General features: G+C 61.7%; 22 protein-coding genes. 10 read left to right on the forward strand and 12 right to left on the reverse strand.

The features are described from left to right. Nucleotides 1–62 precede the first annotated feature (62 nt). From H145_RS0113630 to panC, 3 genes are all read right to left on the reverse strand, one after another. Nucleotides 63–1,109 (reverse strand): lysylphosphatidylglycerol synthase transmembrane domain-containing protein, encoded by a 1,047-nt coding sequence (locus tag H145_RS0113630; protein ID WP_019948714.1) that lies wholly within the window; start codon nucleotides 1,107–1,109, stop codon nucleotides 63–65. 93 nt (nucleotides 1,110–1,202) lie between these two features. Continuing rightward, on the reverse strand, nucleotides 1,203–1,550 hold the full coding sequence (gene panD, locus H145_RS0113635) for an aspartate 1-decarboxylase (protein ID WP_019948715.1): 348 nt from the start codon (nucleotides 1,548–1,550) through the stop codon (nucleotides 1,203–1,205). Between the two features lie 175 nt (nucleotides 1,551–1,725). Further along, nucleotides 1,726–2,595, reverse strand: a complete 870-nt coding sequence (gene panC / locus H145_RS0113640; protein WP_033426252.1) for a pantoate--beta-alanine ligase — start codon at nucleotides 2,593–2,595, stop codon at nucleotides 1,726–1,728. Between the two features lie 120 nt (nucleotides 2,596–2,715). Between panC and H145_RS0113645 the strand changes: the two genes are divergently transcribed. From H145_RS0113645 to glmS, 3 genes are all read left to right on the forward strand, one after another. Continuing rightward, complete coding sequence (locus H145_RS0113645) at nucleotides 2,716–3,528, forward strand: glycogen/starch synthase (RefSeq protein ID WP_019948717.1); 813 nt, start codon at nucleotides 2,716–2,718, stop codon at nucleotides 3,526–3,528. Then, nucleotides 3,512–5,059, forward strand: a complete 1,548-nt coding sequence (locus tag H145_RS0113650; protein ID WP_083937791.1) for a DUF4270 family protein — start codon at nucleotides 3,512–3,514, stop codon at nucleotides 5,057–5,059. The genes H145_RS0113645 and H145_RS0113650 overlap by 17 nt, the downstream gene beginning before the upstream one ends. A 110-nt stretch (nucleotides 5,060–5,169) precedes the next feature. Continuing rightward, the gene (gene glmS / locus H145_RS0113655; protein ID WP_019948719.1) at nucleotides 5,170–7,008 is read left to right on the forward strand and encodes a glutamine--fructose-6-phosphate transaminase (isomerizing); all 1,839 of its coding nucleotides are present in this window, start codon (nucleotides 5,170–5,172) and stop codon (nucleotides 7,006–7,008) included. A gap of 95 nt (nucleotides 7,009–7,103) precedes the next feature. Here the strand turns inward: glmS and H145_RS0113660 are convergent, their stop codons facing one another. Continuing rightward, complete coding sequence (locus H145_RS0113660; RefSeq protein WP_019948720.1) at nucleotides 7,104–7,769, reverse strand: 3-hydroxyacyl-CoA dehydrogenase family protein; 666 nt, start codon at nucleotides 7,767–7,769, stop codon at nucleotides 7,104–7,106. Between the two features lie 67 nt (nucleotides 7,770–7,836). On the opposite strand from H145_RS0113660, the gene H145_RS0113665 reads away from it, so the two are divergent. The 6 genes from H145_RS0113665 to H145_RS0113690 all read left to right on the forward strand — a co-directional run bounded on the left by H145_RS0113665 (nucleotide 7,837) and on the right by H145_RS0113690 (nucleotide 12,292). Beyond that, nucleotides 7,837–8,223 (forward strand): RidA family protein, encoded by a 387-nt coding sequence (locus H145_RS0113665; RefSeq protein WP_019948721.1) that lies wholly within the window; start codon nucleotides 7,837–7,839, stop codon nucleotides 8,221–8,223. A gap of 163 nt (nucleotides 8,224–8,386) precedes the next feature. Next, the gene (locus tag H145_RS21325; RefSeq protein WP_019948722.1) at nucleotides 8,387–8,581 is read left to right on the forward strand and encodes a hypothetical protein; all 195 of its coding nucleotides are present in this window, start codon (nucleotides 8,387–8,389) and stop codon (nucleotides 8,579–8,581) included. Beyond that, the gene (locus tag H145_RS21330; RefSeq protein ID WP_019948723.1) at nucleotides 8,581–9,192 is read left to right on the forward strand and encodes a pentapeptide repeat-containing protein; all 612 of its coding nucleotides are present in this window, start codon (nucleotides 8,581–8,583) and stop codon (nucleotides 9,190–9,192) included. The genes H145_RS21325 and H145_RS21330 overlap by 1 nt, the downstream gene beginning before the upstream one ends. A gap of 192 nt (nucleotides 9,193–9,384) precedes the next feature. Next, entirely contained in the window at nucleotides 9,385–10,926 is a 1,542-nt protein-coding gene (gltX, locus tag H145_RS0113680) for a glutamate--tRNA ligase (RefSeq protein WP_019948724.1), read from the forward strand. 163 nt (nucleotides 10,927–11,089) lie between these two features. Further along, nucleotides 11,090–11,455 (forward strand): hypothetical protein, encoded by a 366-nt coding sequence (locus H145_RS21335; protein WP_019948725.1) that lies wholly within the window; start codon nucleotides 11,090–11,092, stop codon nucleotides 11,453–11,455. Nucleotides 11,456–11,521: 66 nt separating this feature from the next. Next, entirely contained in the window at nucleotides 11,522–12,292 is a 771-nt protein-coding gene (locus H145_RS0113690) for a TIGR00266 family protein (RefSeq protein WP_019948726.1), read from the forward strand. A 76-nt stretch (nucleotides 12,293–12,368) separates the two neighbouring features. Here H145_RS0113690 and H145_RS24185 read toward each other — a convergent pair whose 3' ends face one another. From H145_RS24185 to H145_RS0113715, 5 genes are all read right to left on the reverse strand, one after another. Next, nucleotides 12,369–12,560 (reverse strand): hypothetical protein, encoded by a 192-nt coding sequence (locus H145_RS24185; protein WP_157541566.1) that lies wholly within the window; start codon nucleotides 12,558–12,560, stop codon nucleotides 12,369–12,371. A gap of 217 nt (nucleotides 12,561–12,777) precedes the next feature. Beyond that, a complete protein-coding gene (locus H145_RS21340; protein ID WP_019948728.1) occupies nucleotides 12,778–13,227 on the reverse strand; it encodes a toxin-antitoxin system YwqK family antitoxin in 450 nt (149 codons plus the stop codon). A gap of 62 nt (nucleotides 13,228–13,289) precedes the next feature. After that, nucleotides 13,290–14,816, reverse strand: a complete 1,527-nt coding sequence (locus tag H145_RS0113705) for a GH3 auxin-responsive promoter family protein (RefSeq protein WP_019948729.1) — start codon at nucleotides 14,814–14,816, stop codon at nucleotides 13,290–13,292. A 200-nt stretch (nucleotides 14,817–15,016) separates the two neighbouring features. Next, nucleotides 15,017–15,748 carry an LPS export ABC transporter ATP-binding protein gene (lptB, locus tag H145_RS0113710; protein WP_019948730.1) on the reverse strand — a complete coding sequence of 244 codons (732 nt, stop codon included), beginning with the start codon at nucleotides 15,746–15,748 and terminating at the stop codon, nucleotides 15,017–15,019. 145 nt (nucleotides 15,749–15,893) lie between these two features. Continuing rightward, nucleotides 15,894–17,732 (reverse strand): M61 family metallopeptidase, encoded by a 1,839-nt coding sequence (locus H145_RS0113715; protein ID WP_019948731.1) that lies wholly within the window; start codon nucleotides 17,730–17,732, stop codon nucleotides 15,894–15,896. 174 nt (nucleotides 17,733–17,906) lie between these two features. Here H145_RS0113715 and H145_RS0113720 point away from each other — a divergent pair, with 174 nt between their 5' ends. Continuing rightward, on the forward strand, nucleotides 17,907–18,266 hold the full coding sequence (locus H145_RS0113720; RefSeq protein ID WP_019948732.1) for a DoxX family protein: 360 nt from the start codon (nucleotides 17,907–17,909) through the stop codon (nucleotides 18,264–18,266). A gap of 243 nt (nucleotides 18,267–18,509) precedes the next feature. Here the strand turns inward: H145_RS0113720 and recJ are convergent, their stop codons facing one another. The 3 genes from recJ to H145_RS0113735 all read right to left on the reverse strand — a co-directional run bounded on the left by recJ (nucleotide 18,510) and on the right by H145_RS0113735 (nucleotide 24,430). Beyond that, on the reverse strand, nucleotides 18,510–20,237 hold the full coding sequence (gene recJ / locus H145_RS0113725) for a single-stranded-DNA-specific exonuclease RecJ (protein ID WP_026351515.1): 1,728 nt from the start codon (nucleotides 20,235–20,237) through the stop codon (nucleotides 18,510–18,512). A 96-nt stretch (nucleotides 20,238–20,333) separates the two neighbouring features. Then, complete coding sequence (locus H145_RS0113730; protein WP_019948734.1) at nucleotides 20,334–22,145, reverse strand: tetratricopeptide repeat protein; 1,812 nt, start codon at nucleotides 22,143–22,145, stop codon at nucleotides 20,334–20,336. A 152-nt stretch (nucleotides 22,146–22,297) separates the two neighbouring features. Continuing rightward, nucleotides 22,298–24,430, reverse strand: coding sequence for a peptidylprolyl isomerase (locus H145_RS0113735; protein WP_026351516.1), 2,133 nt, complete (start codon nucleotides 24,428–24,430; stop codon nucleotides 22,298–22,300). Between the last annotated feature and the right edge of the window lie 97 nt (nucleotides 24,431–24,527).

The raw sequence follows: 24,527 nt of genomic DNA on the forward strand, positions 1-24,527 counted from the left end.
CTTATAATTGGAAGAGCCCTTAGGCTCCCACAGCCTGAGGTCCTGCTTTAAGCTTACCGCCGCTATACGGCTTCGGCTTCCACAGCGGCCTCGGCCAAGCCCCGCCGCTTGGCGCTCCGGCCCGATTTCACCATGCTGGCCGCAAAGCTAATGCCGCCCATGAGCACCACCAGCAGCGTCTGGGAGCCGTGCACCACCAGCGCGTAGGCAATGCCGGCTTCCTTGCTGATGCCGTAAGCCAGCAGCACGCTCTGCACCATAATATGGAAAGGCCCGATGCCGCCGGCCACCGGCGCGGCCATGCCCAGCGCCCCGAATGTGAGGACCGCTAGGCCGGCGCGCATGCCTAGATCGTAGGTTTCGGGGAAGGCGAAGAAGGCCAAGTAATCCATCAGGTAGTACACGGCCCAGGTGAAAAACGTGTGAAACAGGAACAGCCCCTTGTTTTCCAGCTTCAGCACGCTAAATGCGCCGGCCAGTACCCCTTTTACAAAGGCTACGGCTTTACTGAACAGCGCATTGCGGCGCAGGCGCTCCAGGTTGCGAAACAGGGCGTAGCCCAGGCCCAGCAGCAGCAGCAGGGCAATGCCCAGGGCAATTAGCAACGGGGTGCGGTTGCGGGCCAACGCATCGTAGCGGCCGCCAAGCACCTTGTCGGTTACGAAACTCCAAAAGGTGTTGAAATCGAGCAGCAGTGTGGTGCCCAGCAGCCCCAGCAGCACCAGCACATCAATCACTCGCTCGGTAACCACCGTGCCCAGCGCCACCTGCACCGGCACACCACTGGTACGTCGCAGCACCGAGCAACGGATAACCTCACCCATGCGCGGCAGCACCAGGTTGGCCAGATAGCCCACCATCATGGCGTGGTACACATCCCAGTAACGGGGGCGGTAGCCGGTGGGGTCAATCTGCATTTTCCAGCGGTACGCCCGGCTGAAGTAGCCCAGCGTTGACAATCCCAGCGTCAGCACAAGCCACCAGTAGTTGGCCTCACGCACGTACTGCCCGATGCGGCTCAGGTCCTGCCCCTGCAGCGCGTACCACATTAGCAGGCCCGATACGGCCAGTAGTAAGGTGTATTTTACAACGTTGAGAACTTGCTTCATTCAGTTAGCCATTGGCTGTTAGCTGACAGCTTTTCCGTTTAAATTTAAGAGAAGCTAACGGCTAATAGCTATCAGCTAACAGCTCAAAAGAAATCAGGCCACGCGGTTGTGCTGGTCGGGGAAAATGACGGTGGGCTGGTGGGCCTTGGCCTCAGCAAAGTCAATCAGGGCGTACGAGATTATGATGACAATGTCGCCCACGGCCACGCGGCGGGCCGCCGGGCCGTTGAGGCAAATCATGCCCGAACCCCGCTCGCCCTTGATGGTGTAGGTTTCGAACCGCTCGCCGTTGTTGATATTGACGATGGTTACCTTTTCGTTTTCCACCATGTTGGCCGCGTCGAGCAGGTCCTCATCAATGGTGATGCTGCCCACGTAGTGCAGCTCGGCCTGGGTGACCTTAACGCGGTGAATCTTTGACTTCAGAACCTCGATATGCATGTGCGAAAGCAACAGTAGCTATGTAGGCCCCAAAGATACGGAAGGTGATTTGGTGATTGGGTGGTTTGGTGAGGAGGTAGAGTAACTGTCATCCTGAGCGCAGCGAAGGACCTATATAGAGGCTAACACAAATAATAGCTTCTGGCTAGGTCCTTCGCTGCGCTCAGGATGACAGTTACTCTACCTCCTCACCAAACCACCCAATCACCACGTTGTCAATCAGCCGGACGCCGCCGAGGTGGGCGGCCAGGCACAGCACCACGGCGCGGCCGGAATGCCACTCCGTGAGGGGCTGCAGGGTGTCGGCGTCGGCTACGGCTATGTATTCCAGTTCCAGGCCGGGCACGGCGGCCAGCTGCGCGCGCGCGGCGGCCTGCACGGCGGCCGGCGCCGCCTGCCCGGCCCGGACGAGTTCGGCGGCGGCCTGCAGGCTCTGATAAAGGCGCGGAGCCAGCGCCCGGGCCTCGGCGCTCAGCCGCCGGTTACGCGACGACATGGCCAGCCCATCGGCCTCGCGCACCGTTGGGAAGGCCACCAGCTCCAGGTCGAAGGCCAGGTCGCTGACGAGCTGGCGCACGATGGCTACCTGCTGAAAATCTTTCTGGCCGAAATACGCGCGATGGGGCCGGCTTAGGTGAAACAGCTTGCTGACCACCGTGGCCACGCCGTTGAAATGGCCGGGCCGGTGCTCGCCCTCCATCACCCGTTCCAGCGGCCCGAAATCGAACTGCACGATGGCTGGATGGGGGTACATTTCGGCTACTGAGGGCAGAAACAAGGCCGTGCAGCCGGCCGGGGCCAGCAGGGCCGCATCGGCGTCGGGCAGGCGCGGGTAGAGGCGGAAATCGTCGGGGTTGTTGAACTGGGTTGGGTTGACGAACACACTCGCTACCACTGCGTCGCACTCGGCGGCGGCGGCCCGCACCAGCTGCAGATGGCCTTCGTGGAGCGCACCCATAGTGGGCACCAAGCCAATGCGTTGGCCGGCCCGGCGCCAGTTTTCGGTGTGGGCTTGCAACGCGGCAGCGGTCGTGAGTATCTGCATAAAGTAAAGGCGGCCAGGCAAGGGGCCGGAAGGCGGACTAGAATGAAATTTCCCTCAAAAATGCTTAATTTTGTGCATCCCAAAGTGTTGCCCTCCTTCAATAACCCCAACTGACCATTTATGTCGAAGTTGAAAATACTCTATGCTGCCACGGAAATTGACCCGTTTTTGCAGACCACCAAGGTAGCGGAGTTTTTGCGGCGCCTGCCGCAGGGAATGCAGGAAATGGGGATGGAAATCCGCATTTTTGTGCCCCGTTTTGGCATTATCAACGAGCGCAAAAACCGGCTGCACGAGGTGGTGCGCCTCTCGGGCATCAACATTGCCGTGGGCGAAGACGAAAAGCCGCTCATCATTAAGGTAGCCTCTATTCCCAACGCCAAGCTGCAGGTGTACTTCATTGATAATGAAGATTATTTCCACCGCAAATCGGTATTGGTTGACAAGAACGATAAGTTTCACTCGGATAACGACGAGCGGGCCATCTTTTTCTGCAAAGGCGTGCTCGAAACCGTAAAAAAACTCGGTTGGGCTCCCGATATCGTGCATTGCAACGACTGGATGACGGGCCTGATTCCGATGTACCTGAAAACGACTTACAAGAAGGACCCGATTTTCAAGGACGCCAAATCGGTATTCACGATTTACAGCAACGAGTTTGACTTCAAATTTGACGCTGACATCGTGGAAAAAGCCAAGATGCTCGACATCAACGATGACATGCTGGCCTCGCTGAAAACGGCCGATTTCGGCGGCTTCATCAAGATGGGCATGGAGTACGCCGATACCGTAGTTAAATCCGATGAGGGTTTCAGCGAGAAGATGGAAGCGTTGTTCTCCGAGTACTCGACCAAAAAGCAAATCGAACAGGTAGCCGCCGACGACGACCTGCTGACCTCTTACTACGCGCTCTATAATGAACTGGCCAACTAGCGCCGGCCGACTTGCGTCGGTTTCTCTGCTCGGTATTTCGTTGCTGGGCCTGACCAGCGGCTGCGAAAAAGCCAATGACCTGGGCCTGGATCTGCCCGGCACCTCGCCTATTTCGGCCGAATACCTCGATTTGCCCTTGAAGGCTTCCACGGTGCGCCAGCCGGTGGTACAAACCGTGAAATCCAACAGTGCGCTGGTGGGCCGCGTGCGCGACTCGTTCGTGGGTACCACTACGGCCGCTGCCGCGCTGAACCTGCTGGTAGTCCCGTCTCTTTCGCCGCTCAAGGATCTGCCAGCCAAGTATGAGAACCCCCGCCTCGATTCGGCGGTGTTCACGCTGGCCTTCGATCAGGTGTACGGTTCGGCCGTGCTGCCGCTGGCGCTTGATGTACTGCCGCTACAGCAGCCGCTTGATGAGCGGACAGTGTACAACTCGACTACTACGGTGGCCACGGGTGAGCCGCTGGTGAGCAACTTCAAGGCTGTGCTGAATAGGGACAACGCTGTGCGGCTGCCAACCAACTCTCCCTCCGATAGCGTCAGCGCATCTTCGCCGCAACGCACTATCCGGATTCCGCTGCTCAAGTCGAGCGGGGCCGCACCGCTGGTGAAATCGGTCTTTGCGGCCATGACGGCTAACCCCGGCTTCAACCAAAGCACCCTCGACGGGCTCTGGAAGGGCGTGTTACTGCGGCCTTCTGAGAACCACACGGGCAACATCATCAGCATTCCGCGGGCGGCCACCAAAACGATTAACGTCGTTACGTTCTACTTCCGGGCGGGCACCAACGATACGGTGCGTACCTATTCGCTGTATCTGGCCAACATTTCGCCGCCTTCCCAGGCTGGCTCGTTCACCGATGGGCGCTACTTCACCCAACTCACCACCGACCTAGCCGGCGGTGCGCTGGCCGGCCTGACGCCCCAAAACCCGCTGTCCTCCACCGCCACCAACGGCCTGACCTACGTGCAGGAAGGCGTGGGGCTGAACACCCGGCTGGAATTTGAAGGCTTGGAGGCGCTACGCGACAAGCCTACCCAGGCCATCAACCGGGCCGAGTTGCTTATTCCCGTTCGGCAGCTCAGCAACGGACTGTTTCCGTATCCGTCGGCGCTTTACCTGTATGAAGTAGACGACGCCAACCGGATTCTGACCCGCCAGAATGGTGCCTCCACCGTCGACCGGCTGGTGCAGCAGGAAGAAGCGGTCCAGACGGCCAATGGTGGGGGGTTTCTGCCTTCTTCTGTTGGTGTAGGCTATCCGGCCTCGGCGCTCGTACCATTTGGACAAAATCCAACGCAGTATTACAGAGTTGGTATCACCCAATACCTCGAGAATTACCTGCAGAACCGTTTTAACGCGGGTGAGGAGCGGCCTTCGGGGTTGCTACTCTCGCCAACTCTGCGCAACGAACAAGGTCTGCCACTTGGGTCACCGCTGAAAACTGTGGTGACTAGCCTTAACCTGAACCGTGCCCAGTTGGATGCCAACAACATCCGGCTGCGCGTATACTACTCCAAGCTCCAGTAGGAGCGCTGGTTGCTAACCGGCCTCAGGGCGGCACGGCCTTTGCCTGTGTCGCCCTACTTTTGTCTTATACTTTTTTCTTTGAGCTCCGGCTCTGAACCCCGTCGACTACTATGTGCGGAATTGTTGCTTACATCGGGCACCGTGAGGCCTGCCCCATCATTCTCAAAGGCTTGCACCGGCTCGAATACCGGGGCTATGATTCGGCCGGCGTGGCGCTGCTCGATGGCGAAACGCTCAGTGTATACAAAAAGAAGGGCAAGGTAGCCGAGCTGGAAAACTTCATTGCCGAGAAGAATACGCACGCCAACATCGGGATGGGCCACACCCGCTGGGCCACCCACGGCGAGCCGAACGATGTGAATGCCCACCCGCACTACTCGACCTCGGAGCGCATTGCCATCATCCACAACGGCATCATCGAAAACTACGCGGCCCTTAAGGAGCACTTGCAACTGCAGGGCCACGTATTCCACTCCGATACTGATACGGAGGTATTCGTGAACCTGATTGAGGAGATTCAGAAGCAGAACAGCTGCTCGCTGGAGCAGGCCGTGCGCCTGGCCCTGCACGAGGTGGTGGGTGCCTACGCCATCGTGGTGCTGAGCAAGGACAACCCCGGCCAGTTGATTGCGGCCCGCAAAGGCTCGCCGCTGGTAGTGGGCATCGGTGAGAACGAGTTCTTCCTGGCCTCCGACGCCACGCCCATCATCGAGTATACGAGCGACGTGGTGTATGTGAACGACTACGAGTTGGTGGTTATCAAGGATGGCGAGATGGACCTGCGCAGCCGCGAGGATGTGAAGCAGACGCCTTACATCCAGAAGCTGGCGCTGGAGCTGGACCGCATTGAGAAAGGCGGCTACGAGCACTTCATGCTGAAGGAGATTTTCGAGCAGCCCCGTTCCATCCTCGACTCGATGCGCGGCCGCTTGGAATTGGAAGCCGGCCACCTGAACATGGGCGGCGTGCGGGCCTACGAGCGCAAGTTTGTGAATGCCGAACGCATCCTGATTGTAGCCTGCGGTACTTCCTGGCACGCCGGCCTGGTGGCCGAGTACCTGCTCGAGGACCTGGCGCGGGTGCCGGTGGAAGTGGAGTACGCCTCCGAATTCCGTTACCGTAACCCCGTTATCACCGAGCGTGATATCGTAATTGCTATTTCGCAGAGCGGCGAAACGGCCGATACGCTGGCCGCCCTGGAACTGGCCAAGAGCCGCGGCGCCACCATTTTCGGTATCTGCAACGTGGTGGGCTCCAGCATCGCCCGTGCCACCGACGCCGGTGCCTACACCCACGCCGGCCCCGAAATCGGGGTGGCTTCGACCAAAGCCTTTACGGCCCAGGTAACGGTGCTCACGCTGCTGGCCATGATTGTGGGTCACAAGCGCGGCACGCTCACCGATACCCGTCTGCGCGAGCTGATGGTGGAGCTGGAAACCATTCCGGCCAAAGTGGAGAAGGCACTGGAGCTGAACACCGAAATCATGCAGATTTCGGAAATCTTCAAGGATGCCAGCAACTTCCTGTACCTGGGGCGGGGCTACAACTTCCCCGTAGCCCTCGAAGGCGCGCTTAAGCTCAAGGAAATCAGCTACATCCATGCCGAGGGCTACCCTGCGGCCGAGATGAAGCACGGCCCCATTGCCCTCATCGACGAGAACATGCCGGTGGTGGTTATTGCCACCAAAGACAGCTCGTACGAGAAAGTGGTCAGCAATATCCAGGAAGTGAAGGCCCGCAAAGGCCGCATCATTGCCGTGGTAACCGAGGGCGACACCGTAATTCCGGCCATGGCCGAGTTCACGATTGAGGTGCCCGCTACCAGTGAAGTGCTGATGCCGCTCGTGTCGGTAATTCCGCTGCAGCTGCTGAGCTACCACATTGCCGTAATGCGCGGCTGCAACGTTGACCAGCCCCGCAACTTGGCTAAGTCGGTAACGGTGGAGTAGCCTTTTGAGCCGTTAGCTTTTGTTCTGAATACAAACTGCCGCCCCGGAAGCCTCCGGGGCGGCAGTTTGCGTTTGGGGCGGAGCGTTGCGTGGGCTTACAGTTCGAAAGATTCGCCGCGCAGATACATGGTTTTCAGCAGCGGACAGACTTTGTAGCGTTCCTCGTGGGTGTCATGATAGAGGCACTCCAGCGTTTCGTACACCCGCGCCACCCCGATGGCATTGGCCCACTCGAAGGGCCCGCGGGGGTAGTTGGTGCCCAGCTTCATGCCCAGGTCAATATCCTGCACCGAAGCCGTGCCCTCCTGCAACGTGTAGCAGGCTTCGTTGATGATCATGCACACAATGCGCGGCGTTACCAGGCCTACCCGGTCGGCCACGAGGCGGTACTCGGTGCCCAGCTTGGCGCAGAGGGCCGCTAGTGCATCGGCATCTTCGGCCTGATAAAGCGCAACTTCCAACAGCGGCCGGTCGAGGAGCGTGGGCAGGGCGCAGAGGCCAAATATGGGGCCGAGCGAAGCTCTTTCGCCTTGCAGCAGCTCGGCCAGACTGCGGGCGGTGGTGTCGTAGAACAGGGGCTGACGGGGCTGCTCGTAGTGCAGCTCGGGCCAGTCGCGCAGGTCGAAGAGCACGTCGGCGGCGGCGAGGCGAGCCGTCAGGTCGAGTGCGTCGGCGGGGCAGAAGTCGTAGTTGTGCGCCTCACCAAACTTGCGACGCAGCTCAGTTTCGACGGTTTCGCCGCCCACGATAAACAGATGCATAGATTTTCGGCTTACTTTAGCCCAAAGATAGTTCTTTCGTTTACCCACCCCGTTTTCTGCTCCCGCTATGGCCCATACCGTCGTTTTTTCGCCCCAGGCCCCCGCTCCCATCGGCCCCTACAGCCAGGCCATCCGGGCCGGCAACACCGTATACGTTTCGGGCCAGATTGCGCTGGATGGCAACGGCCAGCTGCTGGGCAACGGCGACGTGGCGGCCGAAACGCACCAGGTTATGCACAACCTGCAGGCCGTGCTGGCGGCGGCCGGCCTCACGCTGCGCCACATTGTGAAGTGCAGCATTTTCGTGCAGGACCTCGGCAACTTCGGGCTCATCAACGACATCTACGGCAGCTACTTCGATGCCGACTACGCCCCCGCCCGCGAAACCGTCGAGGTCAGCCGCCTGCCCAAAGATGTGCAGGTAGAAATTTCGTGCGTGGCGGTGGAAGGGTGAAACGGTGAGGTAGTGAAAGGGTGAGTTTGACGTGCGAGAGGCCTAATAGGTCGCGCGGCTTCCGTTTCGTTGCAACTACTTCTCTTACCTCACCCGACCTATCACTGGCCGTCAGGCCCTCCGAACGTCAGCTTACTATTTCACCACCTCACTATCTCACCTCATGCGCGAGCTGGGCATTTTTCTATTCTGCGCGGGGCTGGTAGCCATGCTGGCCCCCTACCTGCTGCCGGCCAACTTCCGGTTTCCGCTGCTCGACTGGATTTACACCTGGGGGCCACAGGCAGCCTGGGCCATTAAAGGCGGTGCGGTGCTGCTGGGGCTGCTGTTGTGGCTGCGCTTCCGAAACCGCGAATAATGCGCCGACCCAGCCCCCGCAAGCCGGCCAAAGCCCTGGCCCGTCCCGACTACTTTCCGCCCGAAAACGTGCTTACCCGGGCCCTGCCCCCGGCCCTGGTGGGTCAGCGCGAATTCGAGCAGTTTCACTTTATCGGCTTCGATTTAAGCCAGGCCGATCTGGCCGGCCGACGATTCACCGACTGCCGGTTCGAGAACTGTAATCTGGCCGGGGCCTCGCTGGCCAACACCGGCCTGCAGAACGTGGCCTTCGACGGCTGCAAGCTGCTGGGCCTGCAGTTCACCGCCTGCCGCGACCTGCTGTTCGGCGTCCACTTCGACCGTTGCCAGCTGGATTACGCCGTTTTCGGGGGCAAGCTACTAGCCAACACCCGCTTCGAGGGCTGCTCGCTGCGGGAAGCCGATTTCGCCGATACCGACCTCACCAACGCCATATTTGCCGACTGCGACCTGGCGGGCACCTCATTCGAGAACACCACCCTGACCGGCGCCGACCTGCGCACCGCCCGCCACCTGCAGCTCGATCCGGCCCTCAACGAAGTAAAAGGCGCCCGCTTCGCCCTCGAAAGCCTGCCGGGCCTACTCACCAAGTTCGGGCTGGTGGTGGAATGAGGTGAGTTGGCGAGATGGTGAACTGGTGAGTTAACGTTCAGGCGGACCTTATAACGCGCCCGTGTTAAACCGCGCAAACCGCGCCGCCAAGGCCCTCAGAACATCAGCTCACTATTTCACCAGCTCACCATTTCACCTTTCGTACCTTTGCAGCGCGGTTTCTCAACCTGAATAAAGCCGCACAACCAACGTATGGAAAGAGAAGTACGGGTGCGTTTTGCGCCCAGCCCCACCGGCCCGCTGCATATCGGCGGCGTGCGCACCGCGCTCTACAATTACCTGCTGGCCCGCAAGCTGGGCGGTAAGATGCTGCTGCGCATCGAGGATACCGACCAGAACCGCTTCGTGCCCGGCGCCGAGCAGTACATTATGGACTCGCTGCGCTGGTGCGGCATCGAAATTGATGAAGGCATCGAGCAGGGCGGCCCCCACGCCCCCTACCGCCAGAGCGAGCGGAAGCCCATGTACCGCCAGTACGCCGACCAGCTCATCAAGGATGGGTACGCTTACTACGCCTTCGATACGCCCGAGGAGCTGGACGCTATGCGCGCCCGCCTGACGGCCGCCAAAGTGCCCAACCCGCAGTATAACAGCATCACGCGGGCCCAGATGCGCAACTCGCTCACGCTGCCCGCCGAGGAAGTGGAGCAGCTGCTGGCCGCCGGCACGCCCTACGTTATCCGCCTGAAAGTGCCCCGCAAGGAGGAAGTACGCTTCCAGGACCTGATCCGGGGCTGGGTGGTCGTGCACTCGTCGGCCATCGACGACAAGGTGCTGATGAAGTCCGACGGCATGCCGACCTACCATTTGGCCAACATCGTGGACGACCATCTGATGGAAATCACGCACGTGATTCGGGGCGAGGAGTGGCTGCCTTCGGCGCCGCTGCACGTGCTGTTGTACCGTTATCTGGGCTGGGAAAGCACCATGCCGCAGTTTGCCCACCTGCCGCTGCTGCTCAAGCCCGACGGCACCGGCAAGCTCAGCAAGCGCGACGGCGACAAGCTCGGCTTCCCGGTGTTCCCGCTCGAATTCCACGGCACCGACGCCGACGGCCAGCCCACCGTGAGCAGCGGCTACCGCGAGGCGGGCTACCTGCCCGAGGCGTTCATCAACTTCCTGGCCTTTTTGGGCTGGAACCCCGGCACGGCTCAGGAGCTGTTTACCATGGACGAGCTGATTGAGAACTTCTCGATTGAGCGCGTGAGCAAGTCGCCGGCCCGCTTCGACCAGAACAAGGTGCGCTGGTACAACGAGCAGTACCTGCGCGCCAAGCCCGATGCCGAGCTGGCCCAATACCTCATCGACGACCTGCAAAAGCAGGGCCTGACGGTTGACACCGACAAAGCCACCCAGATTGCCGGCCTGGTAAAGGAGCGCGCCACTTTCCCGGCCGATCTGGCCCGGGAGGCCCAGCTGTTTTTCGAGCGCCCGACCAGCTACGACGAGCAGGTGATCAGCAAGAAGTGGAACGCGCCGGTAGCCGCCGCCCTGACCGCGTTTGCCGCCCAGCTGCCCGCCGCTACCGACGCTTCGCCCGACGACATCAAAGCGCTGCTGACCCAGGTGGTGGAAAGCCAGGGCCTGAAAATTGGGCAGGTGCTCCAGAGCCTGCGCGTGGCCGTAACGGGCGCCGCCGCCGGCCCCGACCTGATGCACATCATGCACATCCTGGGCCCGCAGGAAACCGCCGAGCGGATTCAGGCGGCTGTTGTAGCCTTGCCCGCAGCCTAGCACTTCCCGGCTTACCGAATAGTAAAAGCCCGCCCGACGAACTGTCGGGCGGGCTTTTGCGTGGTGGGCGGCGGCATATCCTTCGCGCCGGGGGCTGCGTACCTACAGGGCGCGGGCGTTGGGCCGGCGCGCTTCCGTTTACTTCCACTGCCCCGCAACTATTATGGCTAAGAAACCCGCTAAGTCGAAAAGCAAAAAAGAGGAGCCCGAAAAGAAAGCCCGGGTACATAAGGAGCTCGAAGGCTTCGAAATCAAGGTGAACCCGCTGGGCGAAATCACCTCCAACTACTCCATCGAGGAAATCAACAAGTTCCTCAACCGCCACGTGCGCGATAAAAAGCTGGTGAACCGCGACGGCGCTTTCGGCGAGAAGGAGGAGGAAGACGACCTGCCCATTGAAGAAGTGGAGGAGTCGGAGGAGGATTTTGTGCGCCGTAGCAGCACCGAGGCCAAGAATAAAAAGCCCAAAGCCAACGCCAAAGGCAAGGAAGTGGATGAGGACGAGGTAGCCGACGACGAGGACGAATAGCGCCGCTGTTTATTCATCTTTGGCTATACTTGAACTTCCTTCCATCAATCTGGCCCACCCCGCGCTATGCAGTCCCACGAAATCGACTACAAGATTATTGGCAACGACATTCAGGTGCTCGAAGTAGAGCTCGACCCCAACGAAACGGTGATTGCCGAGGCCGGGGCCATGGTGTACATGAGTGAGGCCATTGCCTTCGAAACCAAGATGGGCGACGGCTCGGAAGTCAATCAGGGCCTGATGGGCAAGCTGTTTTCGGCCGGCACGCGGCTGCTCACGGGCGAGTCGCTGTTCATGACGCACTTCACGCACCGCGGCGGCTCGGGCAAAGCCCACGTGGCCTTCTCGGCCCCCTACCCCGGCACCATCATCGCGCTCAACCTGCGCGATTTGCCGCAGGGCCTGATTGTGCAGAAGGACGGCTTTCTGGCCGCCGCCCGGGGCACCAAAATCAGCCTGCACCTCAACTCGAAGCTGGGTGCAGGCTTTTTCGGGGGTGAAGGCTTCATTCTGCAGAAAATAACCGGCGACGGCAACGCCTTCGTGCACGCCGGCGGCACCATCATCGAAAAGCGTCTCAACAACGAGCTGCTGCGCGTGGATACCGGCTGCGTAGTAGCCTTCGAGCCGGGCATCGACTTCAGCATCGCCCGCGCCGGCGGCCTAAAGTCTATGATTTTTGGGGGTGAGGGGCTGATGCTGGCTACGTTGCGCGGCACCGGCCGGGTTTGGCTGCAATCTATGCCCGTCAAAAAGCTTATTCAGGCTCTGGCTCCGGCCGGCGGCAACGCCGGCAAGGAAAGCGGCGGCCTGCTCGGCAATCTGTTCCAGGAATAGCAGTAGTAGTAGCAGCCCAACGCCCCCACCGAACCAATGCGGGTACGGTGGGAACGTCGGGCGGTTAAGTTGCGTGCTAGCCGGCCAGCCCGAAGGCGATGAAGCCTAGGCTCACCAGCAGCGCCGTAACGATAAGGCCCATGACGCCCGCTGTAATATAGTTAGCGCGGTCTTCTGCCTTTTTAGTCGCTTCCAGCCGCACATAGCTGCTGGAGCGTCGCCGGCGCCGGCTGGAAGATGGAGCAAGAACAGTAGTAGCAGTGGGCATGAGGAGCAGTTTGGTTTACATCCTGAGCTAAAACAAAGCGGAATATAGGAGATTGTCCGCTTATAATCCAACGGACTCGTCCGGAAAACAACCGGGCCGAACGAGCTGCGACGCGCCTTAACGTACGTATCTCAGCGCACTAGCGGATTTAGCGCGGTTGCAAAGCCGCCTTCTTTCGAACCGAATTATCCTACTTCGCAGCTGTCCAACTGCATCTTTATTGCACCGGTGATACCAGCGGAGTAGCGACCCGGATGCCATTGCGGTAGTATTCCGACGGCAGCGGCCGGCCCGTGGCGTCGTAGCAGCGCCATTCGCCAAACCAGAAAAAATGGTCACTCTGCTCCCCCAACTGCAGCCGCGCCTGTCCCTGCTTGGCCACCTGGCCGTTAGGATGATACAAGGTCAGGGTGATGAGGTCGGCGGGGTGGCGGTGAAACCGCTCGGTGCGCTCGGGCTGGCCGGTGGGGCTGAAATACTGCCAGCGGCCCACCTCGCGGCCGTGGCGGTAGCGCCCTTTGCTGAGTAAATGCCGCTCATGGGCATCGAGGTAGCCGCGCCAGGGGCCGTGGCGCTGGTCTTGCCGGTCGAAACGGTTGCGCGACCAGAAGCAGATGGGCGCGTGGGCGCAACCGACCATACCGTGCAGCGCCGTGGCTAGTACCAAGACTTGAACAGAAGTAAAGCGGCAACGCATCGGCAGAGAGAATTAGCTGCCGATAGTTACAACTAATTATTTAGTTGTGAAAGGATTTCGTCCAGCAACTCGCGCGAATTGCTGAGCCGGGGCACTTTGTGCTGGCCGCCGAGTTTGCCCCGGCTGGCCAGCCAGCGCCCAAACGTACCGGCCGGAGCCACGGTAAGCCTGGGCGGCGTGAGGGCTAGGTCACGGTGGCGCTTGGCGTCGTAGTCGGAGTTGAGCTGGCGCAATGTGTCGTCGAGCACGGCCGTGAAATGGGCCGGGTCGGCGGGTGGGCGGGTGAACTCGATGAGCCACTGGTGGCTGCCGCGGGAGTTGCCTGCGCCTTCGGCAAAGTAGATGGGCGCTGCCGTGTAGTCGCCGACGGTGGTGTTGGTGGCCTGGCAGGCGGCGGCTACGGCGGCATCGGCGTGCTCGATTACCACTTCTTCGCCGAAGGCATTGAGGAAGTGCTTGGTGCGCCCGCAGATGCGGATGCGGTAGGGCGCCAGGCTGGTAAAGCGCACCGTGTCGCCGATTTTGTAGCGCCACAGACCGGCGTTGGTGCTGATGAGTAGCGCGTAGGTGCGGCCCAGCTCCACCTCATCCAACCCGATGGCCTGCGGCTCGGCCTCGTCCCACTGGTCCTGGGGCAGAAACTCGTAGTAAATGCCGTGGTCGAGCAGCAGCAACAGGTCCTCGGAGCCCGGCTCATCCTGCACGGCCAGGTAGCCTTCGGAGGCGTTGTACACTTCGAGGTAGTGCATACTGGGGCTCGGGATAAGCTGGCGGAACAGCTCGCGGTAGGGCCCGAAAGCCACCGCGCCGTGCAGAAATAAGCCCAGCTGGGGCCAGATGGCGTGCAAATCGTCGGTGCCGGCCAGTTGCTGCACCCGGCGCAGCAACACAATCATCCAGGTGGGCACGCCGGCCAGCACCCGCACATCGGCCCGCAAAATGTGGCGGGCGATGCGCTCAATCTTCTCCTCCCACTCGTCGAGCAAGGCCAGTTCCAGCGGCGGGGTGCGCACGAACTCGGCCCAGGCGGGCAGGTTCTGCATAATCAGGGCCGACACGTCGCCGGCCCGGGTACCGGGGGCTTCGGGCCGTAGTGGGTTGGGGCCGTGGGTGCCGCCCAGCGACAGGGTTTTACCGCTCAGGATGCCGATTCCGGGGTAGTGCAGGGTGGCCAGGGCCGTCATGTCGCGGCCGGCGCGGTAGTGGCCCTCGTGCAACGAGGCGCGGGTGACGGGAATGTACTTGCTGCGGGCGTTGGTGGTGCCGCTGCTCTTGGCAAACCACTGCACCCGGCCGGGCCACAGCACGTCGGCCTCGCCCCGCAGCACCCGCTCAATTTCGGGATACAGCTCCTCGTAGCTGCTCACGGGCACGCGCTGGGCAAACTCGCGAGCTGAAAGTGCGTCGGCGTAGCCGTAGCGGCGCCCCCAGTCGGTGCCGCGGGCGGTGCGCAGCAGCGCCCGAAACTGCTGCTGCTGCACCTCGTGCGGGTGGCGGCGGAAGTGCTCGATGCTGGCCAGCCGGCGCTGCACGGCCCAGGTCAGTACGGTGCCAATCATTATTTAGAGATTAGAACTTAGATGTTAGAGCTTAGAGCCTCAATGAACTGACAGATTAACTGGTATTCGCTCGTTCATTTGATTGAGAATTCGCGCAGAGGGCGCAAATTTATGCCGAGAGAAAAAACCATATTACCAGTATTTTCTCAGTTTTAGGCTTTAATTTCTAAGCTCTTGATTCTCACTTCTAAGCTCTAAAATTACACCTTCCGCTTCAGCTCGAAATGCTTGCCCAGGTACACGCGGCGCACCATTTCGTCGGCGGCCAGCTCTTCGGCGGTGCCGGCTTTGAGCAGCTTGCCTTCGAAGAGCAGGTAGGCCCTATCCACGATGCTGAGCGTTTCGTTCACGTTGTGGTCGGTGATGAGGATGCCGATGTTCTTGTGCTTGAGCTTGGCCACGATACCCTGGATTTCCTCTACGGCAATCGGGTCGACGCCGGCGAAAGGCTCGTCGAGCAGCACGAATTTGGGGTCGACGGCCAGGGCGCGGGCAATTTCGGTGCGCCGCCGCTCGCCGCCGCTCAGCACCCGGCCCAGGTTTTTGCGCACGTGCGTCAGGCTGAACTCGTTGAGCAATTCCTCCACCTTGTCGCGCTGGGCCTGCTTGCTCATATCGGTCATCTGGAGCACCGATAGCACGTTTTCCTCCACCGTCAGGTCGCGGAACACGGAGGCCTCCTGAGCAAGGTAGCCAATGCCGAGGCGGGCGCGCTGGTAGATGGGCAGCTTGGTGATGTCGCGGTCATCCAGGAAAACCTTGCCCTCGTTGGGCTTCACCATGCCCACCGTCATGTAGAACGAGGTGGTTTTGCCCGCCCCGTTCGGCCCCAGCAGCCCCACGATTTCGCCCTGCTCCACGTGCAGGCTCATGTCGTTGACGACCGTGCGGGCCTTGTACTTCTTTACCAGGTGTTCAGCGCGAAGAACCATTTATTGGGAAGTCAAAAAGGGGGAAGCTCCATGTCATCCTGAGCGGAGCGAAGGACCTAGACAGAAGCTATTTTCTTTCAAGGTTACCCTCTGTATAGGTCCTTCGCTCCGCTCAGGATGACAAAATTACTATTATCCCCCGCCCCTACCCTTTCAGCAGCGCGTGCTGGAGCTGCTGCTGGGCGGGCGTGGCGGTGGGCAGGGTTTCGACCAGGTTTTTCACTTCCACCTCGAACTCGCGAGGCACCGCCTCGCGCTCCTGCACCGGGCCGCTGCCGTGCCGGAACCTGAGGCGCACCGCGGCGGCCGTGGCGGGCTCTACCACGGGGCGCAGCAGCTGCTCGGCGTTCTGCATAGTCAGCGGCTGGCCGTCCACGGCCACGATTACGTCGCCTTCGGCCAAACCGAAAGCGTTCTGGTCGGCCTGGGTTTGGGCGGCGCGGAACTGGTCGAGGTTCTGGTCGTAGGCGAAACCGAGCTTACCGAACGCCTTGATGCGCGCCGGGGCCGTGGGCTGATAGCGCCAGCCCATCTTGCCAAAGTACTCGGCCAGCGGCAGCGGCTCGGCACCCTGCACGTAGCGGCGGAAGAAGGTGCCGATTTCGGGGCTGGTGAGGGCCACGATTTCGGGGATGAGCGCGTCGTCGTCGAAAGAGCGGGTGGGGCCGTACTTCTCGCGCAGGGCCAGCAGCACGTCGCGCAGGGTCTGGCGGCCCTGGCTCAGCTCGCGCAGCCGAATATCGAGCAGCAAACCCAGCAGCGCGCCCTTGTTGTACACGTTTTCGTACATGTCCTTATAGGGCGGCTCCAGGATGCGGCGGCTCATCTCAGTAAACGAAACCGGCGGGCCGTAGGTGTCGGCCTTGTCGATTTTGGCCTTCATGCGCTCCTGAAATTCGGCGGGCGAAATCAGGCCGGCCTGCACCTGCACCTGCTGGGCCACGTACTCGGTTACGCCCTCATACAGCCACAGGTGCTGCGACATTTTGGGGCTCCGGAAGTCGAAGTCGCCGATTTCGCGCGAGTGGATGTTGAGCGGGGCCAGCATGTGCAGAAACTCGTGCGAGGCCACCTCCAGCACCATGCTTTGCAGCCGGGCCGGGTCGGGTATTTCGGGCAGGAAGTAGAGCGAGGAGTAGCTGTGCTCCATGGCCCCGTAGCCGCCCTTCTCGCTGCTGAGCGGCGAATCGAGGCTGGGGAAGTAGAACAGGAACTGGTAGCGCGGCACCGGCATCTTCCCAAAGTATTTGGTCAAAGCCTCCGACATGGGCCGCAGCATCCGGCTGATTTCGGCCGCCTTCACGGCGCCGGTTTCCGACACCACCGCCACCGAAATCCGGGCCCCGCCGGTGCTGAAGCTGACCGTATCGGGCCGGGCGTAGAGCACCGGGCCGTCGGCCAGCGTTACGTAGTCGGGGGCCGTGAGCACGTCGCGGGTGGCCGATTCGCGGCGCACGAGCAGCGCGGTGGCCCCATAGAGGTCGGCGGGCTTGGCGATGCTCACCTCGTAGGGCTGCAGCTTGTAGCCCTCGAAGTAGCCGTAGAACCCGTAGTGATTGAGAGTGAAGCTGCGACCGGCGTCGATGTTGGTGCCGCCCGGCTGGAAGATGAACTGGTCGTCCTGCTTGGCGTCCCAGGTATCGTCGACGAGGTATTCGAGGCGGGCCAGCTGCCGGGCGTTGCTGATGACGAACAGGTTGGGCCCGTCGTTGCGCACTTTCAGGGCCTTGCCGTTCTTATCGAAAGCCTTGAAACTGGTGATAAAACGGCCGTAATCCTTCTTGGAGTACGAGCCGGGCACCACCGCGGGCATCACGTACGTGGCCTGCTCCTCCAGAATGACGGGCGTATTCACCACCACTTTCACCCGGTCGTTGGCTACGCGGGCAAAATCGAGGTTGATGCGGTAGCCGGCGGGCTGCTGGGCCAGGGCCGCAGTGGTAGCAGTGAGCGTCAGGCCAAGGGCCAGGGGCAGGAATTTCATATACACAGTAGCATAGCAGGCTAACGACCCCACGAAGGTACGTAGTGTATGAACGTCATTCAGAGCGCAGCGAAGAATCTCGCGTGCTGACGTTGGATTACTGTTGTAACGTCAGCACGCGAGATTCTTCGCTGCGCTCTGAATGACGTTCCTTTGCATCTTGCTTCGGACTCAATGAACCTCAAAGAACCTGCCCGCCTCGTGCTGGCCCTGTTTTTCCTCACGGCGGGCATCCTGCACTTCCTGCGGCCCGATGGGTTCGTGCGCATCGTGCCGCCCTACCTGCCCAACCCGCTGCTGCTGGTGCAGCTCAGCGGCGCGGCCGAAATTGCCGGGGCGCTGGGTTTGCTGGTGCCCGCCACCCGGCTTTGGGCCGCCTGGAGCCTGCTGGCGCTGCTGGTGGCCGTGTTTCCGGCCAACGTGTACATGCTGCAAAGCCACGGCGCGGGTATGGCCGTGCCCGACTGGGCCCTCTGGCTGCGCCTGCCGCTGCAACTGGTGCTCATGGCCTGGGTATGGTGGGTGCGAAGGTGAGATGGAGTGAAGTGGCTGGGTGAATGCGTAAGATTGCCCGGCAGCCCCAGCGGGGCAATATATCGGTAGACATTTGGCTTACCTACCAGCAAAGCCCCAGCGGGGCGACATAATCCATCCAACCGATTATATCGCCCCGCTGGGGCTTTAAAACCTACTGAGTTGGCCCGTCCTGCTACCGATATGCTGCCCCGCTGGGGCTGCCGGGCAATCTTACGCATTCACCCAGCTATTTATTTACTCTTATTCCCAGCGGATATCCTTCAGCCTAAGCTGCAACGATTTTACGCCGCGAAATTCGTTGATTTCCACGTTGTAGCAGACACTAAACGGCTCGCCGCCCTGAATGCGCTCCAGGTGGTCGCTCATGTTGAAGCCGATGGCTTCGAGGCGGTGGCGGCCCCCGTCCTGGGTGAGGGCGAGTTTGAGGTGGCCGTTGCCCACGATGCGCGCCGAATCGGGGGCGGCGGTTACGTTTTCGGAGGCGAAAACCGGGTTGGCGTTGCCGGGGCCGAAGGGTTCCATCTGATTCAGCAGCCGCTGGAAGGAGGGCGTGATGTCGTGCAGCGCAATCGTGCCATCCACCTCAACGGGCGGGATGAGCTGCTCGGGTGTGATGCGGCCGGCCACGATGCGCTCGAATTTCTGCTGAAAAGCGGCTACGTTTTCGAGCGGCATGGTGAGGCCGGCAGCGTACTTGTGGCCCCCAAACTGGTCGAGCAACTCGGCGCACTCCTCAATGGCCTGATGCACATCGAAGCCGATTACCGAGCGGGCCGAGCCGGTGGCTTTGCCGTTACTTTCGGTGAGGATAATGGTGGGCCGGTAGTATTTATCGATGCAGCGCGAGGCCACGATGCCCACCACGCCCTTGTGCCAGTCGGGCTTGAAAAGCACGGTGCTGCGGGCGGCTTGCAGGGCGGCGTCGTCCTCAATCATGGCCAGCGCCTCCTTGGCGGTACTGGTGTCGACGTTGCGGCGCTCCTGGTTGGTTTTGTCGACGACCCCGGCCTTTTCCTTGGCGGCTTCGGCGCTGTCGGCCAGCAGCATGGCCACGGCCCGCTTGGCGTCGCCCATGCGGCCGGCGGCGTTGATGCGGGGCGAAAAGCCAAACACTAAATGGGTGATGCTCAACTCGGTTTCGCGCAGGCCGGCCAGCTCGCGCAACGCCGCAAAACCAGCGCGCTGGGCGCGGACGCGGTCATTCAGCAGGCGCAGGCCGTGGAAAGCCAGGGTGCGGTTTTCACCATAAATAGGCACGATGTCGGCGGCAATGGCCACGGCTACCAGGTCCAGCAGCTCGTAGAGGTCGGTTTCGGGCAGGCCCTGGTGCTCAGCGAAGGCCTGCATCAGCTTGAAGCCCACGCCGCAGCCGCACAGCTCCTTGAATGGGTAGTCGCAGTCGGCGCGCTTGGGGTCGAGCACGGCCACGGCGGCCGGCAGCTCGGCGCCCGGCAAGTGGTGGTCGCAGATGATGAAGTCGACGCCCCGCTTGTTGGCGTAGGCCACCTTATCCACCGATTTCACCCCGCAGTCGAGGGCAATGATGAGTTGGAAGCCCTCAGCCTGGGCGAAGTCAATACCGGCCTCCGATACCCCGTAGCCTTCCTTGTAGCGGTCGGGAATGTAGTAATCGATGCGCGCGGGGCCGAAAAACCGGAGCAGGTAGCTGTACACCAGCGCTACGGAGGTCGTGCCGTCTACGTCGTAGTCGCCGTACACCAGCACCCGCTCGCCACCGTGCAGGGCCTGCACCAGCCGGGCCACGGCGCGGTCCATGTCGCGCATCAGCAGTGGGTCGTGGAGCTGGCTCAGGTCGGGCCGGAAGTAGCTGCGGGCCAGCTCAAATGTGCCGATTTCGCGCTGGCACAGCAGCCGCACAATGGCCTCGTTCACGCCCAACGCCTGAGTTAGCTGCGCCACCTGCGCCGCGTCGGGGGCGGGCTTGCGAATCCATCGTTTTTCTAGCATCTCTGAAGCAGGTATCAAACAGACCGCAAAAGCCGGCCTTCTTCAAAAGTACCCAAACGACCACAGAATAGCACGATTTCCGGATAATTCCTGACCCTACACCCCGTCGCCCCGCAGCTGGCGGAAGCGTTTGCGGGCTTCGGCCACGTAGATGCTGCCGGGGTATTTGGTGATGAGCTGCTGGTAAAGCTGCTGGGCCTTGTCGCGGTCCTGCAGGTTTTCCTGCTGAATGCTGGCGGCCATAAACAGGGCGTCGTCGCTGAGCACATCGTACTTGGGGTTGGCCGTGATGCGCTCCAGCGTGGCCAGGGCCCCGGCGTAGTCGCTGGTGCGGCGCTGCAGCTGGGCCTTCAGGTACCAGGCTTCGTCCTGCAGGGCGTGGCCGGGGTATTTCACCAGCAGCGCATCGAGGCCGCGCAGGGCTTCGGGCAGCTTGTTCTGGAACACGAGTTGCTCGACGGCGGCGTAGTCGCGCAGGGCCACGCCCGAGGTGTCCTGGGCGGTGTTGTCGGTGATGAGCAGGCTGAGCTGCATGGCATCGTTGGCAATTTCGCGGGTGGTGGCCTGCTTAAGGATGTCGAGGTGCGACTTGGCCAGCTTGAAGTCGCCGGCGAAGTAGCTCAGGCGGGCGTTGCGCAGCTTGGCGTCGTAGCCCAGCGGGGTGTCCTTGTGCGACTTCTCGACCTGCGAATACAGCAGCGTAGCCTCCCAGGGCTCAGCCCGCAGCAGGTAAATATCGGCCAGGTCGATTTTGGCCTGGTCCACCACGTCGAGGCCGGCGCGGGGCATCGTAATTACCTCGTTCAGCAGCTTCATGGCCGGCTCCTGCTCGCCGAGCTGGAAGGCTAGTAGCGCGGCCATGCTGCGGAGCACGGGCGCCGTTTCGGGGGTGCGGCCCAGGTCGGTGAGTACCTGCTCGTACTCCTTTAACAGCCCGCGCAGCTGGGTTTGGTTTACGGGGTAGGTGTTGCGTACCTGGTCTTCGCGGGTTTGCACTAGGCGCTGGCGAGCCAGGGAATAAAATGGCTGGCCCGCGTACTCGCGGGTGATGTATTCGAAGCCGGCAATGGCGTTTTCGTAATCCTGGTTGCGGCTGGCAATATCGGCCACCTGCAGCACCCGGCGGCCCCCGGTGCGGGCCCGGCGGTCGAGGGCCTTGGCCTGCACCAGGGCCCCGGTAAAGTCGCGGCGCTGTACCTGCAGCCACAGCAGCAGCTCGCTGTACACGGCGCGGTCGGGGTTGCGCTGCACCAGCGTCAGCAGCTCCTTTTCGAGGGTGGCGAAGGCGGCTTCATCCTGCAGGCTGTTCTGGAGCATGTTGCGCACAAAGGGCAGTTGCTGCTCATCATCCTGCACCAGGCGCAGGGTTTCCACCAGCACTTTGTCGGTCTGGCCCTGCTGGGTATACAGACCGATAAGCTGGGGCGCATACTCGGTTTCGTTGCCCGCCAGCTGCCGGCCGCGCAGGTAGGTGCGGACCGTCCAGGCGGGCAGATTGGCCTGCTGAAAGCTGGTCGCCACGGGCACTACCTGATCGGGGTTGAGCAGCTGCACGACCCGTTCCCACTGCTTGGTAGCCGCCGACGAGTCGCCGGCCGCGGCCGAAATCAGGCCCAGCGTTACACCCAGCGTCTGGTCCTGGGCGCGCTGCTTGATGGCGCGCTTCACCAGCTTCTCGGCGTCTTTGGTCCGCTTGAGGGCCTGCAGGGCGGCCAGGTAATCGGGCAGCACATTGGGGGCCGTCTGCTCGTCGGTGCGCAGGCGGCCAAACAGGTAGGCGGCCTTCTCGTGCTCGCCCTTGCGCTCGTACTCGCGGGCCAGCTGAATGTTGCTGTCTTCGCGCACCTGAGCCCGGGCAGCTGGCACGGCCACCGTCAGCAAAGCCAGCAAGCCGGCGCCGCCTATCATTCCACGCACTCCAGACAATGGCTTTTTCATGCAGAGCTAACGAGTTGAAGCGGCCGGAAAGTGCCGGGATGGTGAGGCGCTGATTCACGCACAAAAAAAGGGCCGCCCCCGAAGGTACGGCCCTTTCTTCTCACTAAACCAGCTTTGGCAGGCTAGAAGAATCTGGCGCGGTTGTCTTTTACGTCGGCGTGCTGCTTGAGGGCCTCGAAGATGAGGCCGTCGGTGCGGGCCGTGCGCTGGGCCGTGAGCTGCTGGCGGGCGGCGGCTACATCGGTGGTAGCGGGGGCGGGCTGAATGCTGGTGGGCTCCACCACAAACACGCCCTGCTCGCCGGCCAGCGGGGCCGACTTCTGGCCCACTTTCAGCCCAAAGGCGCGACCCACGGCGGTTGGTTCGCTGCCCACGCCGGCAATCATGCTCTGGCCCAGCACCACGTTGTCGGCGGTTTTTACCTGGGCGGCGGGGCCGTAGGCCTGGGCCATCTGCTCCAGCGTGCTGCCTTTGGCGGCGCTCAGCTTCTGCTTGATTTGCTCGGCCTTCAGCTCGTTGCGCACCAGGGCGGTAATTTCGGGCTTGATGCTGGCCAGATCGGCCGTGCCCTTCTCCCGCTCGCCGGTCAGCACGGCTACCACGTAGGCGTCGCCGATTTCAAACACGCGCGACACGTCGCCCACGTTTTTGGCGCCGGGGCCATCCGAGTCGTCGGCCCCGTAGGCCCAGCGCACCAGGGCGCGGGCATCCTGCAGGTTGTTCACGGCCTGGTCGCCGCGGCCCAGGTTCTTGGCTTCGGTTTTCTGCAGGCTCTTATCAGCCGCTACGGCTTTGCGGAACGACTCGAAGTCGGTGGCCTGGCCTTTCAGCTCCTGGGCCTTGTTGTAGGCTGCGTCGCGGGTGCCCTCGGTGGGCTGAATGCTTTTCTGCACGGTGGCCACGCGGTAGGTCTGCTTGGTGGGCGCGGCCGTTACCTTGATGATGTGGTAGCCAAACGAGGTTTTCACGAGGTTGGGCAGCAGGCCGGGCGAAGTAGCGCCGAACACGGCCTTCTCGAACTCGGGCACCATGCGGCCCTGCTGGAACCAGCCCAGGTCGCCGCCGGTGGCGGTGGTGCCGTCCGAGCCGTACTGACGGGCCATGGCAGCGAAATCGGCGCCGCCCTTGATTTTGTTGAGCACCTCGGTGGCCTTGGCCTTGGCGGCGGCATCGGCTTCGGGCGTGGCGCCTTCGGCCTTGATGAGGATGTGGCTGGCGCGGGCCGCGGCCTGGTCGCCGGTTTTCTGGCCCGTTACCTTGTAAAGCGAGTAGGTGCCGTTTTCGGCGTAAGGGCCGTACACTTTATCCACCTGTAGGGGCAGCTGCTCGCGCAGCTTCTCGGGCATGTCGGCGGCCGTGAGGTAGGCCGGAGGCGTGGGGTTGTCGGAGTTGAGCTTCACGAACAGCGAGTCGGCGGGAGCGGCGGCGAACTGGGTGGCCAGCTCGTTTACCGTTTTGCCGATTTCGGTGCTGTCGTCGGCCGAGGCCGCTACCGGAATGGTTACGTACTCGATGCTGCGGCCGTCCTCTACTTTGTAGCGGCCCTGGTTTTTATCGATGTAGGCCTGCAGCTGCTCGTCGGTTACTTTCACGCTCGAATCCGAGAGGGCGAAGTAGGGCACGAACAGGTAGCGCAGACTCACCTGGGCCTGCTGGCTCTCGTTGAAGCGCTTAGCCTCAGCCGAGGTTACGTAGGTGCTCATCTTGAGCAGGTTGGTGTACTTCTGGCCCAGGCGCTCGGGGCGCAGGTTCTGCTCGAAGTTGGCAAAGGCGGCCTGCGCCTGCGGGTCCATCTTATCGAGGTTGCGCAGGTACTCCTTCACGCGCAGCACGTCGAACTGGCCGGTCGAGTCGGTGAAGGCCTGGCGGATGCTGGGGTGCACGTTGTTGCCCTGCACCATGTCGGTCAGCTCGTCGTCGGTTACCGTAAGGCCCAGCTTATCGAACTGCTTCTGGAAGGCAATGCGGTAGAGCAGCTGGTTCCAGGCCTGCTCGCGCAGGTAGCCCATGGCCTGCTCGTCGGGCTGGCGGCCCTGCTGCTGCACGAAGGCCTGCTTGGCCTGCTCCAGGGTGGCGTTGAATTCGTCGTAGTCAATTTTCTGGCCCGCAATTTCCCCCACCGAGCGGTCGGAGCGGCCAAAGAAGCTGTTCTGACCCGTAAACAGGTCGCCGCCCACCATAAAAAAGAGCAGGCCGATGACGATAGCGCCAACTGCCCAACCCGATTTTTCGCGGATTGTATTAATTAATGCCATGAACTTGAAAAAAAGCGCGGGTAGAAAATGGTGAATGAGGCGCAAAATAACCAAAAATGCCGGTCATTTGGTACATTCTCTGTCAGATAGGCGCTGC

The organism is Hymenobacter aerophilus DSM 13606 (assembly GCF_000382225.1).
In the GTDB taxonomy this organism is placed as follows: domain Bacteria; phylum Bacteroidota; class Bacteroidia; order Cytophagales; family Hymenobacteraceae; genus Hymenobacter; species Hymenobacter aerophilus.

Coding starts and splice junctions, on each gene's coding strand:
- H145_RS0113630 (WP_019948714.1), bottom strand. CDS start 1,109: ATGAAGCAAGTTCTCAACGTTGTAAAATACACCTTACTACTGGCCGTA.
- panD (WP_019948715.1), bottom strand. CDS start 1,550: ATGCATATCGAGGTTCTGAAGTCAAAGATTCACCGCGTTAAGGTCACC.
- panC (WP_033426252.1), bottom strand. CDS start 2,595: ATGCAGATACTCACGACCGCTGCCGCGTTGCAAGCCCACACCGAAAAC.
- H145_RS0113645 (WP_019948717.1), top strand. CDS start 2,716: ATGTCGAAGTTGAAAATACTCTATGCTGCCACGGAAATTGACCCGTTT.
- H145_RS0113650 (WP_083937791.1), top strand. CDS start 3,512: ATGAACTGGCCAACTAGCGCCGGCCGACTTGCGTCGGTTTCTCTGCTC.
- glmS (WP_019948719.1), top strand. CDS start 5,170: ATGTGCGGAATTGTTGCTTACATCGGGCACCGTGAGGCCTGCCCCATC.
- H145_RS0113660 (WP_019948720.1), bottom strand. CDS start 7,769: ATGCATCTGTTTATCGTGGGCGGCGAAACCGTCGAAACTGAGCTGCGT.
- H145_RS0113665 (WP_019948721.1), top strand. CDS start 7,837: ATGGCCCATACCGTCGTTTTTTCGCCCCAGGCCCCCGCTCCCATCGGC.
- H145_RS21325 (WP_019948722.1), top strand. CDS start 8,387: ATGCGCGAGCTGGGCATTTTTCTATTCTGCGCGGGGCTGGTAGCCATG.
- H145_RS21330 (WP_019948723.1), top strand. CDS start 8,581: ATGCGCCGACCCAGCCCCCGCAAGCCGGCCAAAGCCCTGGCCCGTCCC.
- gltX (WP_019948724.1), top strand. CDS start 9,385: ATGGAAAGAGAAGTACGGGTGCGTTTTGCGCCCAGCCCCACCGGCCCG.
- H145_RS21335 (WP_019948725.1), top strand. CDS start 11,090: ATGGCTAAGAAACCCGCTAAGTCGAAAAGCAAAAAAGAGGAGCCCGAA.
- H145_RS0113690 (WP_019948726.1), top strand. CDS start 11,522: ATGCAGTCCCACGAAATCGACTACAAGATTATTGGCAACGACATTCAG.
- H145_RS24185 (WP_157541566.1), bottom strand. CDS start 12,560: ATGCCCACTGCTACTACTGTTCTTGCTCCATCTTCCAGCCGGCGCCGG.
- H145_RS0113705 (WP_019948729.1), bottom strand. CDS start 14,816: ATGATTGGCACCGTACTGACCTGGGCCGTGCAGCGCCGGCTGGCCAGC.
- lptB (WP_019948730.1), bottom strand. CDS start 15,748: ATGGTTCTTCGCGCTGAACACCTGGTAAAGAAGTACAAGGCCCGCACG.
- H145_RS0113715 (WP_019948731.1), bottom strand. CDS start 17,732: ATGAAATTCCTGCCCCTGGCCCTTGGCCTGACGCTCACTGCTACCACT.
- H145_RS0113720 (WP_019948732.1), top strand. CDS start 17,907: ATGAACCTCAAAGAACCTGCCCGCCTCGTGCTGGCCCTGTTTTTCCTC.
- recJ (WP_026351515.1), bottom strand. CDS start 20,237: ATGCTAGAAAAACGATGGATTCGCAAGCCCGCCCCCGACGCGGCGCAG.
- H145_RS0113730 (WP_019948734.1), bottom strand. CDS start 22,145: ATGATAGGCGGCGCCGGCTTGCTGGCTTTGCTGACGGTGGCCGTGCCA.
- H145_RS0113735 (WP_026351516.1), bottom strand. CDS start 24,430: ATGGCATTAATTAATACAATCCGCGAAAAATCGGGTTGGGCAGTTGGC.